The organism is Cyclobacterium sediminis (assembly GCF_054781075.1).
The window spans coordinates 290,890-304,251 of record NZ_BAAGVC010000003.1 but is presented as its reverse complement, the minus strand read 5'-3'; the positions used below and the strand labels follow the sequence as shown (position 1 = coordinate 304,251).

The following is a 13,362-nucleotide window of genomic DNA, read 5'->3' as shown; positions in this document are numbered from 1 at the left end:
TTATTATTTGTTTGCTTTCTTGTTGTCGTCTTTCAGTCCTTCCTCCAAATCATCCTGAATTTCTTTGGTAGCATCTTTGAATTCTCTGATACCTCTACCGAGTCCTCTCGCTAGTTCAGGAATTCTTTTTGCTCCAAAAAGAAGGATAACTACCAGAACGATGACCACAAGTGATCCTCCTCCGATATTTTGTATAAAAGCCAATGTATTCATGATATGCTTATTTTAATTTTGAAATTGTTACAAATATATGATTGTGCTTTTCTAACGCAAAGGAAATAAAGCATGTTGTAATTATTTTTTTTAAATATACTAAAATTTAACCATTATTTACTAGAAAGCCAAATGGTAGGATTCATTACCTGTAGGCCTTTCCATGTTTGAAAATGAAGTTCTGAATACCCATCCTCATCTGAATATACGTGTCCAATTACAGTATTGGATTGAACTTCCTCACCTGATTTTACATTAATGGTTTTCAGCCGACTATACATGGTGTAAAATTCTCCATGTTTTATAATAATTGTCCCCCCCATTCCGGGAACTGTGGTGATCTTGGTAACCGTGCCGGGGAATACAGATTTCACAGGGGAATTATTGGTGGTTTGAATGTCAATGCCATCATTGGTTTCAGTAATACCTTTAAGTGTGGGGTGGGGGTAGGTGCCATATTTTTTATAAATGAAACCATTATCAACCGGCCATGGAATGTTTCCCTTGTTGCTCGCAAATGAGGCTGAAAGTTTTTTCACTTTTGGGGTCGTTGGTAATGCTTTTGTACTTGGACTTTTCGCCTTTGGTTTTTCATCTACCTTTTCGGCTACTTTGGCCAATCTGATTTCCTCAGCTATAACATTTTTAATCAATTGGTTGAGCTCTGCCTGTTGTTTCTTTGTTGCTGCAATTTCTTTTTTAACCTCTTCTTCCTTTTTGCTTAAAGCATTGACCATTCTTTGTTGCTCTTCTCTAAGGCGGTCTAACTCTTTTTTCTGTTCTTGTTCTTCGGTAAGAACTTTTAACTGATCTTTTTTCTGTATTTCCAAATCCTCTTGCTTTTCAGCCAATTCCATGCTGACTTTTTCCATTTGTTCTACCTGCTTTTTTCGCGCATCACTGTATTGCTTCAGGTATTTTAAGCGCATATAAAATTGCTTAAAAGTGGCAGAAGAAAATATAAATGTAATGAGGTTTACCCCTTGATTTAATTTGTAGGAGGTGTAGATCATTTGGGCATATTCTTCCTTGAGTAAATCCAACTCATCACTTAATATTTTTATATGAGCGGAAGTTATATTAATTTCTGTATTGACCAGCTGAAGCTCTTTATTGATGGTAGCAATAAACTTCTCTCGCTCCTGCAGTTTTTGATTTACTGCGCGTAATTGTTTGACAGAAACTTTTTTTTCATCCGTTGTCTTTCGCAATACGGTATCAAATTCCCGTAATCTTTTTTGAATAGCAATTTTCTCTTTCTCTAGTTTTGCTCTATCGGCAGTGATTTGAGCGGTTAAGAAAGAGGTTGATCCCAACCCAAAGAGTAATATAATAGCAAGGCAAAGTACTCTAGCTTTGCTCAATTGACTAAAAATTGTATGGGAAGTTAAGTGAGGCATCCGTTAATTCTACTTTGATCATTTCTACGTTTAAAAAAAAGTTCGTTTTTGGCCTGTCCGGCAAGCTCAAAACCATTTTGATAATGGCTTGATAAGGAAAAGGTTGATTCGAAACTTCTCTGAAGTCCATGTAGGAAGCTTCCAGACTCCCGCTTCGGGTTTGGGAGGCCTCACTTTCAAGTTGAGTAACTTTGCCATGACCTGCATCGATATTGGTTTTGTATTTTATATTTTCCCTTTCTTGATTTAAGACAAATGTTTTGCCTACTCTTATTAGCCGATCTCTATAGCTGAATTCATGAGGCAAGTTGGCAAAAAGTAAGTTTTGGAATAAAGAAAAAGACAGCGGAACACCATATTTCTTTTGAAATTCAGCATAATCCATATCTATTCTCTGACCGTTGATCCGGTCTCTGATTTTGATTCTGTCGGTACTAATAAAACCTCTAAGCGCTTCAATCCCTAAGCCGGGAGACATGTTAAACCAAATGACACTGTCTTTTTTCACCCTAATGTTAAGTACGCCCTTGGTGATTTTGCCATCCTGCTCTTCCAAGGTTACCCTTCCTTTGGCTGAAAGGTAATTGAAATCAAGGTAATTAGGGTTAAATTCATCCATGGTCTTATCCGTTGTATAAGACATGGGTTTTCTTGCACAAGACCAAAGCATCACCATTCCCAAAAAGTAGGTCAATATCTTCGCTTTACTCATAGTATGTTTTATTTTTGATTTTAAGTGCCAAAAATTCAGAGGTGTCTTCCATAGACATGGCCCTTTTCCAGTAGTCTAGCGCAATTTTCTTCTCCCCAATCTTATACATGATGTCGCCGTAATGTTCAAGCATTTCCCCACTTGGTTCACTTTCCTTTTCCAATGCTTTTTCCATATATGGACGCGCCTCTTCATACCTGTCCAACTGAAACAATACCCAAGCATGGGTGTCCAAATAAGTAGGGTTATCCGGATATTTTTTGACTAGCCTTTGCGACATGTTCAATGCTTTCTCTAAATCCTTTTTTTCTAAGGAGAGAAAATAAGCATAATTATTCATTATATGCTCATTATTTGCATTTTGAGCCAAAACTTCTTCATAAAGGGCAAAGGCTTTTTCCTTTTCTCCCAAACCAAAGAGTACATCCCCCAATTGAGAATTTGCCATCATGGTCAACTGAGGGTTTGATTTGTTATTTAGTTCAAGCGACTTTTCTAAAGCAGATTTTGCCTTTTCATTCTCCTTACTGGCAGATTTGGCAGTGCCCAAATAAAACCAAAAAACTGCACTTTCAGAAAAGTTTTCTGTAGCCATAGAAGCAATTTCAGCAATATCCTCAAAAGGTTCCTGGTTTTCAAACATCAATGGGATCAATTGTTGATATAGTGCTTCGTTATTTGGGGTAATATTAACAGCTTTGGAATAATATTTTATGGCGTTTTTTGCATCGTTTTGTTGAAGTCGATAGTCTCCCAGAGCGATCAGGGTTTCAGCATTATTGAGGTGGTAAGCTTTCAGAGGCTTGGAAAGACTGTCCAAAAGTTGATCTCTTGAAATGTTTTGCATTTGTGATAAGATACCAGAAAATGCTTTTGCTTTAACAATACCTTCCAAGTCAGGGTTATCAAAGGCCTCTTTCAAAAATTTGTTGGCCTTTTGATGATCATTTCGATCCTTGTATAAGTTATAAGCCGCCATTTTTATGTCCGGCTGGTTAGGGTAAGTAGACAAGGTGGACAATACAAGTTCCAGGGCTTGATTTTTCTTGTTATTATTGAACAAGATATCGACCAAAGAAAGGACATATCTGGAATTTCCAGGATGGGCTTCTATAAGCTTTTCACCCTCTTTAATAGCCATTTCAAGGTTGTTTTTCTTTAGGTAAATTCGCTGTTTTTGAGCAGTCAATTGCTCCACTACACCATAATACTCTTCAGCTTTATTTAAAGCCTCCAAAGCTTTGTCGAAGTCCTGAAGCTTTAAATACAAAGAAGCAAGGTCTAGGATATACTGTCTATAGTTGCCTTCATTGGCCATTAAATTTTCTAAAACTCCTGCGGCTTCTCTTGTTTTATTCTGACTATTATAAATTTCTGCTATTTGTAAATGATAATATTTATTATCAGGATCCAATTCTAGGGCCCTTTGCCCATAGGACAAAGCTTTTTCATACTGCTTTGCACGAACCATCATTTGGGAAAGTTTAAAATGAATGGCACTTTCTTCTTCTTTAAATTCCAGGGCTTTTAGGAAATAGAAATAAGCTTTCTCATAATCGTCTAGCATGAGGTTTTTCTGTCCTTCAATAAACAATCTGCTGGCCATTATCTCTTTTTCTTTTGCCTTCCGTTCTTTTCGACTAAGTTTCTTCTGAGCAAAAGCCTCTTCCATGGGTATTCCCAGAGAGATGGCAAAGGTGAAAAACCAAACTAAAAAATTTAAATTTAATTTATTCATTTTTCTGCACGCTATCAGTTTGCCAATTTTACTATTGACAAAACCTCTTTTTTGACTATTATTGGGGGATTCAACGCTGCTTAGATCAAGAGTATCAAAATGATCCATTGGACGCATTAAATCCTTTTCTTTTAAAATATACAATTAACCCTTGCTTTTGGTTCAACTTTTTGTGTAGCCAAAAGAAATGAATATGGCACTAAAGTTACAATTATTTGCCCGTGCTCCCATAGCCTCCGGTTCCCCTTTCAGTGTCCGAAAGCTGTTCCTGTGGGTTCCATTCAATTTGTTCATGTTTGGCAATGACCATCTGAGCAATTCTTTCTCCATCTTGAACGATAAAAGTGGTGTCAGAATTATTGACCAGAAGCACTTTTATTTCTCCTCGATAATCAGCATCAATTGTGCCAGGACTGTTGAGAACAGTAACTCCATGTTTGTATGCCAAGCCACTTCTCGGTCTTATTTGTGCTTCGAAGCCTCCTGGCAATTCAATATACAAACCTGTACCAATTAATTTTCTCTCCAGTGGTTTCAATGTAATTGGCTCTTCTATATTGGCAGTAAGATCCAGACCTGCAGATTGTTCGGTTTGATAAGCAGGTAATGGGTGATTTGATTGATTGATTACGTTTATTTTCATGCTATTTGTTGGAGAACGATTTTAATAACAAATTTAATTCCTTTTTTTCCAGCAGAAAAATTAGGACACCATACAAAAGAATAATGGAGGAGTGCAGCGTGAAATTTAAAACCAAAGAGCCTGTATCCAAAAGAAAACCTCCATAACTTAATGTAAATGCGATTAGCAAATAGCCGGTATCCTTCTTTGTTTGATAAGGGATGGGATAATGTTTTTGACCAATAAAGTAACAGAGTAAAGTCATTACCAAATAACTACCGAACGTACTCAAGGCACCCCCTATAAATCCTAGGACAGGTACCAATGTCAGGATGATAATAATAGTAACGACAGCTCCTATTAAGGTGATATAAAAACTGTATTGGGTTTGGTCTGTAATTTTAAACCAAATGCTTAGATTATAGTAGATCCCTAGAAATAGGTAGCCCATTAAGAGGATTGGAACCATGGGTAAAGCTGTAGCATACCCCTCCGCCTGGAAAAACAATTCCCCGATTAATTTTAAATTTACGGATACTGCTACCATCAGGAACGTGCAGAAGATGATGAACCAATGCATTACCCTAGCGAATAACTGGGGATTATTTTTGTTTTCAGCCTGCTGGAAGAAAAAGGGTTCTGCCGCATATTTAAAGGCCTGAATAATCAGACTCATTAAAATTGCCAGTTTAAAATTGGCTCCAAAAACCCCTCCGGCCTCTCTGGAGGTTAGTCCGGGATAAAAATTTTCCGGCAATGAATATTCGAATAAGCCTCTGGAAAACACTTCGTTTGTAACGCCTGCCAGGCCCATAAATAATAAGGGCAATGCGTATTTCCACATGGGAGACAAAATGCTGCGCTTGAGTTGTATTTTCCATTGGCCTGCCAGTTTCCATATAATGGGTAGTATTAGCAAGTTGGCCAATAGGTTGGCCAGCAGAATATAATCAACCCCCCATTCAGGATTGTACCAATCAATAACAAAAGGGTACAAAACTTGGAGTATTTCTCCTGCAACGATATGGTAAGCCAGCACAATGAAAAGTACATTAAACCCTACATTGAGAAGGATATTAAGCAATTTTAGCAGCGCAAAAGTCAGGGATCTGCCCTCCAGCCTCAGTCTAGCAAAGGGGAGAGCCATTAGGGCGTCAATGGTTAATATCATGGCGGCCCATTGAAACAAATGGGTTTTGCCCTCATATTCAAACAATAAACTAAGTTTGCCGGCAAATAGGAATAAAATGACACCCAGTGATAGGCCTACGACAGTAACCAATGTTTGGGCATTTTGAAAAACTGTCTTTGGATCCAGGCCTTTACCGGTAGCAAACCGGAAATAAGATGTTTCCATACCAAATGTAAAGACCACATTTAAAAATGCGATCAATGCATAAAGCATGGTAAAGGATCCCAAGTCTTCCTTAGGAAGATATCCCGTGTACAAGGGGACAAGCAAAAAGTTGATTGATTTGCCGAGGATGCTACTGATGCCGTAGATGGCAGATTGCCCGGCCAATTTTTTTAACAGACCCATATAAAAAGGGGACTATTCCCCTTTAAAATTAGGTTTTCTCTTTTCTAGAAAAGCAGTAGTTCCTTCTCTATAATCTTCAGATTTCACACACCGAGCAAAACTATTTGCTTCAATCTGGTAACCATTTTCATCACTTTCATACACTGCATTGACACAGTCTACTATCATGCCAATGGACAATGGCGCTTTGGTCATGATTTTCTTTATCACTTCCTCAGCTTTGGCTATTGCACCAGCTTTGGTAGCCTCAACATGATTTAAAAGACCCAAAGATTTTGCCTCATTGACATCCAGCATGTCCCCTGTCATTAATATTTCAGTAGCTTTAGTTCTGCCAATAAGGTTGGTCAATCTCTGAGTGCCTCCGTATCCGGGAATAATCCCCAAATTAACTTCCGGTTGTCCAAACTTAGCATTTGACGTTGCAATTCTCATATGGCAAGCTATTGCCAGTTCACAGCCTCCACCTAGCGCATAGCCGTTGACGACGGCAATCACTGGCTTATGACAAGATTCTATATTATCAAAAACTTCTTGACCAAATTCAGCAAACTTCCTAGCATTGAGTTCGTTGAGTTCTGATATTTCGTTAATGTCAGCACCCGCTACAAAGGCCTTTTCACCTGCTCCAGTGATGATTACAGCTCTTATAGATTTGTTATCATTCACCTCGTTGAAAATATTTTTCAACTCTTCCAAGGTGTTGAAATTTAAGGCGTTGAGTTTGGACTCTCTGCTGATGGTAAGATAAAGTATTCCGTCTTTAGTCTCTGAAAGAATATTTTTTTGTTCAGCCATTCCAATTCTTCAATGTTAAGGCCCAAATATACGAGGTGACTAATCAATCACAAAAGATTCGGCTAAAAATCATAAATCTATTAAAATATGTATAATCAAAAAGTATATATAAAATTGTATTTTGAATTAATTAAAAATGGTTTTATTTTTAAAGCGCCTTTTTAATTATTTGCCTTCCATTTTTCTATTGGACTTAGAGTTACCTGAGAATTTTTACTATTTAAGCCTAAATCTATATTGATGTTTTAATCTGTTGTCTTTTAATTTCATCAATGGATTTTCCGGTAAAAAATAACCTGCCATATCAAGGCTGAATTAATATTTAAAAATGTCTATTATTTCTCCTTTAAAATCAAATGTATGTCATTATTTTCTATTTTTGCACTGAAGCTAAATACATACTAAAACTCAATCACTTACCACATGACTGAAAAAAGGAAAATTACAGTAGCATATGGAGATGGTATTGGTCCGGAGATAATGGATGCAACTTTGTCAATCTTGGAAGCGGCTGGAGCAGCTATTGAACCTGATATTATAGAGATAGGCGAACAGGTATATTTGAAAGGGATTAGTTCCGGAATTGCCTCAAGTGCTTGGGATTCATTGAGAGAGACCAAGGTTTTCTTAAAATCCCCGATAACCACTCCTCAAGGAGGGGGGTTCAAAAGCTTGAATGTTACTACTCGAAAAACCTTAGGCCTCTATGCAAATGTGAGACCTTGCAAAGCTTATTCTCCTTTTATTCATACCCATTTTCCTAAAACCGATTTGGTGATCATTCGGGAAAATGAAGAGGACCTTTATGCAGGGATTGAGCACAGACAAACAGATGAGGTGTATCAATGTTTGAAATTAATTTCCAGGCCCGGTAGTGAGAAAATTATCAGGTATGCCTTTGAGTATGCACGCATGAACAAGCGGAAAAAGGTTACTTGTATGACCAAAGACAATATCATGAAAATGACTGATGGTGTTTTTCATGAGGTGTTCAACGAAGTGGCCAAGGAATATCCTGATATAGAAACTGATCATAAGATTATAGACATTGCTACGGCTCTAATCGCAGATAGCCCCGAAATTTTTGATGTCATAGTAACCTTAAACCTTTATGGAGATATTATCTCTGATGTGGCCGCTCAAGTCACAGGTTCGGTAGGCCTGGGTGGATCTGCCAATGTAGGGGAGGATGTGGCTATGTTTGAGGCCATTCATGGTTCAGCTCCGGATATAGCTGGTATGGACATGGCCAACCCTTCAGGCTTATTGAATGGTGCAATCATGATGCTCGTTCATATTGGGCAGCCTGAAGTGGCACAAAAAATAAGCAATGCCTGGATGGTGACTCTTGAAGATGGTATTCATACCGGAGACATTTACCAAGAGGATATCAGTACCAAAAGGGTAGGTACAAAAGAATTTGCCGAAGCAGTAATTGCCAGACTTGGTAAAGAGCCGCAGCGGATGAAGAAGGCTGTATTTGCGAAAGCAGAAAGAAGTGAGGCTGAAATCAAGCAAGCCTTGGCCATCAAGCCTCGAAAACCGGCAGTGAAAGAACTTATTGGTTTGGATGTGTTTATAGATTGGAAGGAAGGATCTAGAGATCCAAATGTTATGGGCGATAAGCTCAGGTCTGTCAATGCCGATGGCTTGAAAATGCAGCTAGTTACCAATAGAGGAGTAAGGGTGTACCCTGACGGGATGGAGGAAACCTTTTGCTCGGATCATTGGAGAGTAAGGTTTTTTGATGCAGATGACAAAGCCATCACACATGAGCAGATTATAGATGTGCTTAAGCAAATTGGTAATTTAGGTTTTGATTTTGTGAAAACTGAAAACCTTTACACATTCAATGGTGAAAGAGGCTTTTCATTGGCTCAAGGCGAATAAAAATTTTTCATTCAAGCAGGACCATGTCCTGCTTGATTTTTTTTAATGTATGAAAAGGGTTCTCATCATTACCTATTATTGGCCACCAAGTGCCGGTTCGGGTGTTCAACGCTGGCTTAAATTTTCAAAATACCTGCCGGAATTTGGGTGGCAACCTGTAATTTTCACCCCTGAAAACCCCGATTTCTCATTGCAAGATGAGTCCCTCAAACAAGAAGTGGACAAGCATACAGAAGTGTTGAAATTTCCTATCTGGGAGCCATATCAATTGTTTAGGACCCTTAAAAAAGAAAACCCGAAAGACACTGCCAGCATTCTTGAATACAAGAACCCCGGAATGCTCGATCAGCTTGCGGTTTGGCTTAGAGGCAATCTTTTGATTCCTGATCCTAGGCTTTTCTGGATTAAGCCTTCAGTTAAGTTTTTGGAGGAAATTTGGGAACAAAATGATTTCAAGGCCATCATTACTACCGGTCCTCCTCATAGCATGCACTTGCTAGGTAGAAACTTAAAAAGAAAAACGGGTATTCCCTGGTTAGCCGATTTTCGGGACCCATGGTCTACTTGGGAGTTTTTGGATACCCTAAAGCTAAGTGGTTTAGCCAGAAGAAAACATCAAAAGTTGGAGGCCAGTGTATTCAAAGAGGCAGATAGTTTGGTTACTATTTCTCCAACTTTCCAGAAAGAAATGAAAAGGATAGGTGCTAAGGATATACAGGTTTTGTTGAATGGATTTGATCCTTCAGATATTCCTGAGTTTTTGACAACTTCACCTAAAAGTTCATCCGTATTGGAAATTGTTTATTCCGGAGTGATTGATGCCATACGGAATCCAATTCCATTTTTAAATGTTCTTAAATCTGTTTTTGGAGACACAGCCGGAAAGGTGAGGCTTACTTTTGTTGGTAGGGTAAATGAAAATGTCAAGCAATTACTTTCAGAAGACAGTTGGTTGCGTGCGCATGTGGTTTTGGCCGGTTATGTTAGCCATAAAGAAGTCTTTTTATATTATCAAAAGGCAAGTTTACTACTCTTGATCCTCACCAATACCAAAAATGCCAAAGGTAATATTCCGGGTAAGTTGTTTGAGTACATGGCCACCGGAAGGCAAATATTGGCCTTAGGAGACCCAAAGGGAGACAGCGCTTCTATTATTGAATCCTCAGAGGCTGGGAAAGTCTTTTCCCACGAAGATGAGGCAGACATGGCTCAGTTTATCCAAAACTTCCAAAATAGTGAGAGGCCGAAAAAATCGGATAAAGACCTTCAACAATTCAGCCGGAAAAAAATCACAGCACAATTGGCGCTGTTGCTTGATGGAATTAGCCCGGATTAGAAGGTAGGTCAAAGTTGATGATTGAGTTACAATCAAGTTTAGATCGTTTGCACCGTTGGTGGAAATACTTGGAAAGGGTAAATATCATTTCTGCGGTGCTAACCATACCTCCGTTTGTTTTTGCTGTATTTTGGCACCTTTTATTTCCATGAAGATTGCCTCTGCTCTAGTTATAGTTTGGGGAATATATCTGGGCTTAAGAATATTGCCTATAAAAAAAGTTAAACCCGGTGATCTGGAAAGCAGTTACCTACAATACCTGGAGAAAACCAAAGCCTATCTTATTGCTCAAAAGAAGTTGCTTGAAACTTCACTGAACTGGGCAATATTAACCATTTACCCCATTTACCTCTTGTTTTGGGTAGAGGTTTGGGAGAGGCCTATGGCGCGTTTTATTGGGACAATATCTTTTTTGGTCTTGATTGGGCTAGGGGTATATTCTTACTACGCAAATAAGAAAAAAGTGAAAAATGAAATTCTTCCTAGAATTCAAAAAATAGATGAATTAATCAAAACTTTGAAGGGGTTAATTTCTCCTGAATTGATGGATTACTTCTTTTAGTTTTTGGAATACCATGGTCTCAGTTTCCGGCGCAGCCTTTAATAAGTGAACCAACAAAAGGTAAACAGCAGTTACAAGGCCACTTCTAATTAAAATATCTAGTAATACATAGGAAGAGGTAGGGATCAAGTAATAGGATACAGCCCAGCTTAGTCCTCCTGCTATAAGAATTAAAAAAACCCCTGGGCTAAAAGGATTGAAGCCCAACCTTATCTTGATGTAAAAATACTTTACAAGGTTATAACAAAGCATAGCAATAAGTGAGGCCAGTGCAGCCCCTTCAATGCCATATAGAGGGATTAGTATTAAGTTAAAAATAATGACAGCAGCACTCATTAGCAAGGTAGCTGTAATATTGAAGGTATAAAACCTGGAGAAGACGATGATTTCCCCATTGACAGAAAAAATCACATCTGTAATTTTCCCTAAACCGATTAGAAGAACCACCCATTTTCCTTGTTCATAGATGATCCTATTTGGAACGAAATGGTAGAGGTTTTCAATATTGACCCAGATCAGCAGGAAAATCAATAAACATATTAACAATTGATTAATGGCAATTTTCTTATAGAGAGCATTTATTCCTGTCAATTGATTGTTAGCAAACATTTCTGAGATAACCGGCATGGCCACCTGTGATATGGCACGTCTAGGCATTTCAATAACCACAGCAATGGAAAAGCCTATTGTATAGATTGCATTGGCATCTAGTCCTATCATTGAGCTGACCATAATGCTGTCAATTTTCATGATCAGCAAGGCTCCGGCTGTACCCAATAAGGTGATCAATCCATATTGTAAAAACTCCTTTTTAAAAGGGCGACTAATACCTTTCCAATTCAGGTCAATTTTAATTATCCCTTCTTTTTTCATATAGAAAATCATAGAAAACATGGCTACCATATAGACCATGCCCATGCCCCATATCATGTTGACAAAAGAATAAAAGGACAAGAAATACCCTATTACCAGCAAAGCGACAAAAATCCTTAAGAATACATCCCGAATCAAAGATGGGATGGCAATTTTTATAAATGACCTGCTGAAAGCTTCCAGAAGTGAATTCATTAAAGAGAAAAATGTGATTACCAAGGCTACTATCAGGAAGTCGTTTACCTCAGGAGCATTTTCTGCAAAGGCGGTAATTATTGGAGTTTTGAAAATAAAAAATAAAGCAGCTACAATAAAAAAACCTATGGTAGCCATGACTATACTGAAGCTAAAAAAAGCAAACTCATTTCCTTTTATTCTTGGGAAGAAACGGGTGATCCCATGTCCTATACCCATTTGGGCAAAAGGTACTAGGAGCAATGCCATGTCTTGCACGGTTTTAAATAAGCCAATTTGCTCAGGACTGAGTACATACGGAAATAACCAGAGTAGGTTGAAATAACCTACAATTACTCCTAAATAGGAGAAAATGGTGGTGAGCACACTTTGTTTTACCCCTACCATGAATAGTCGACTTTATTTAATTCGTTCATATCCAAAGTTGGAAATTTTTTCAAGTCTTATAATTATTTCAAAACTTCAATTAACTTATCCTTCCTAAGTCTGTAATTAAAGTTATTTTTTATCCTTTGAGCTGTAGCTTTTCGAAGGGGTTCTAGATCTTTTTCTTTCAGTGTAGAGATCAGGTTATGAAGTAGAGCAAAGTCCTTATGAGGTAAAATAAAGCCCGTTTCTCCAATTATTTTAGCAATTTCTCCAACATTGCTCCCAATGGGAATACAACCACAAAGCATGGCTTCTGCCAAGGCATTTGGAAAGCCTTCAGAATAGGATAGCTGCAGATAAAATTGGCTTTGTTGGTAGATCTCCCTGATTTCTTTTTGATTCAAAGGAGGTATTAGGTTTACATTAGGTAGGGTTGTTTTAAATTCTCTGTCTCCTATAATTGTGAAAGAATAGTTTGGAAAGGTTTTGGCCATTTCAAGCACTAAATCTATTCCTTTAACCAAGGCCCTGTTCTTTTTGGAAATCCCGGTAGCGACCGTAACAAAGGAGAAAGGAGATTTTTCCCTATGATCATCAGTCCAAAATTCGATATCAAAGCCATTGTAGATTACTTGGATTTTGGTCTTTAAATCAGGTATTAAATGCAATAGTCCTTGATTTTTTGGAGAGTCCTTATCATAAGTATAAGTGGATTTCACCAAAGAATTTGAAACCGGAAGAATCAGCGAGCAATTTTTAAAACTATATACAGTAGCCTTTTTAAGCCATTTTTTTCGATAGTTGCCATAATCTATCTTGGGGAGATGCATGGCATCTGTACCTCCACATTCGATAATTACTTTTTTTCTAAATAGTTTTCCGATGAAAACAGGGAGAACGGTATGATATCCGGCAAAAAAACAAAGGTATTTGCTTGTGAAAGGTGAAAGAATAAGCAATTGGAAAAACTGAATAATGAAATATACCGGTAGTAAATAAGGGTTGGCGGTAAAATTAAGGTGAATGATTTTAAAAGTAGGGCTTAGCATCTCAATATCCCTTTGGATAAAAGCAGTAGGAATAGGAGAAATATAAAGGATCATATTTGGGTCAA

At 37.9% G+C, this 13,362-nt stretch carries 12 protein-coding genes; 3 read left to right on the top strand and 9 right to left on the bottom strand.

What is annotated here, in order from left to right:
* Positions 1-3: 3 nt before the first annotated feature.
* From ACYVHJ_RS03595 to ACYVHJ_RS03565, 7 genes are all read right to left on the bottom strand, one after another.
* A complete protein-coding gene (locus ACYVHJ_RS03595; RefSeq protein WP_014018529.1) occupies positions 4-213 on the bottom strand; it encodes a Sec-independent protein translocase subunit TatA/TatB in 210 nt (69 codons plus the stop codon).
* Positions 214-326: 113 nt separating this feature from the next.
* A complete protein-coding gene (locus tag ACYVHJ_RS03590) occupies positions 327-1,577 on the bottom strand; it encodes a murein hydrolase activator EnvC family protein (RefSeq protein ID WP_460512631.1) in 1,251 nt (416 codons plus the stop codon).
* 4 nt (positions 1,578-1,581) lie between these two features.
* Positions 1,582-2,325 (bottom strand): DUF4292 domain-containing protein, encoded by a 744-nt coding sequence (locus ACYVHJ_RS03585; RefSeq protein WP_460512629.1) that lies wholly within the window; start codon positions 2,323-2,325, stop codon positions 1,582-1,584.
* Complete coding sequence (locus ACYVHJ_RS03580; protein ID WP_460512627.1) at positions 2,318-4,063, bottom strand: tetratricopeptide repeat protein; 1,746 nt, start codon at positions 4,061-4,063, stop codon at positions 2,318-2,320. The genes ACYVHJ_RS03585 and ACYVHJ_RS03580 overlap by 8 nt, the downstream gene beginning before the upstream one ends.
* Before the next feature lie 211 nt (positions 4,064-4,274).
* Complete coding sequence (gene dut, locus ACYVHJ_RS03575) at positions 4,275-4,706, bottom strand: dUTP diphosphatase (RefSeq protein WP_339906217.1); 432 nt, start codon at positions 4,704-4,706, stop codon at positions 4,275-4,277.
* Position 4,707: 1 nt separating this feature from the next.
* Entirely contained in the window at positions 4,708-6,225 is a 1,518-nt protein-coding gene (locus ACYVHJ_RS03570) for a lipopolysaccharide biosynthesis protein (protein ID WP_460512625.1), read from the bottom strand.
* Positions 6,226-6,237: 12 nt separating this feature from the next.
* Positions 6,238-7,023 (bottom strand): enoyl-CoA hydratase/isomerase family protein, encoded by a 786-nt coding sequence (locus tag ACYVHJ_RS03565; protein WP_339904417.1) that lies wholly within the window; start codon positions 7,021-7,023, stop codon positions 6,238-6,240.
* A gap of 423 nt (positions 7,024-7,446) precedes the next feature.
* On the opposite strand from ACYVHJ_RS03565, the gene ACYVHJ_RS03560 reads away from it, so the two are divergent.
* The 3 genes from ACYVHJ_RS03560 to ACYVHJ_RS03550 all read left to right on the top strand — a co-directional run bounded on the left by ACYVHJ_RS03560 (position 7,447) and on the right by ACYVHJ_RS03550 (position 10,811).
* On the top strand, positions 7,447-8,913 hold the full coding sequence (locus ACYVHJ_RS03560; RefSeq protein WP_460512623.1) for an NADP-dependent isocitrate dehydrogenase: 1,467 nt from the start codon (positions 7,447-7,449) through the stop codon (positions 8,911-8,913).
* A 49-nt stretch (positions 8,914-8,962) separates the two neighbouring features.
* On the top strand, positions 8,963-10,249 hold the full coding sequence (locus ACYVHJ_RS03555) for a glycosyltransferase family 4 protein (protein ID WP_460512621.1): 1,287 nt from the start codon (positions 8,963-8,965) through the stop codon (positions 10,247-10,249).
* 148 nt (positions 10,250-10,397) lie between these two features.
* Positions 10,398-10,811, top strand: a complete 414-nt coding sequence (locus ACYVHJ_RS03550; protein ID WP_460512619.1) for a hypothetical protein — start codon at positions 10,398-10,400, stop codon at positions 10,809-10,811.
* On the opposite strand, the gene ACYVHJ_RS03545 is transcribed toward ACYVHJ_RS03550, so the two are convergent.
* Positions 10,776-12,266: an oligosaccharide flippase family protein gene (locus tag ACYVHJ_RS03545; protein ID WP_460512617.1), complete on the bottom strand. Its 1,491-nt coding sequence runs from the start codon at positions 12,264-12,266 to the stop codon at positions 10,776-10,778. The genes ACYVHJ_RS03550 and ACYVHJ_RS03545 overlap by 36 nt on opposite strands.
* A 62-nt stretch (positions 12,267-12,328) precedes the next feature.
* Entirely contained in the window at positions 12,329-13,351 is a 1,023-nt protein-coding gene (locus tag ACYVHJ_RS03540) for a glycosyltransferase family 4 protein (RefSeq protein WP_460512615.1), read from the bottom strand.
* Positions 13,352-13,362 lie beyond the last annotated feature (11 nt).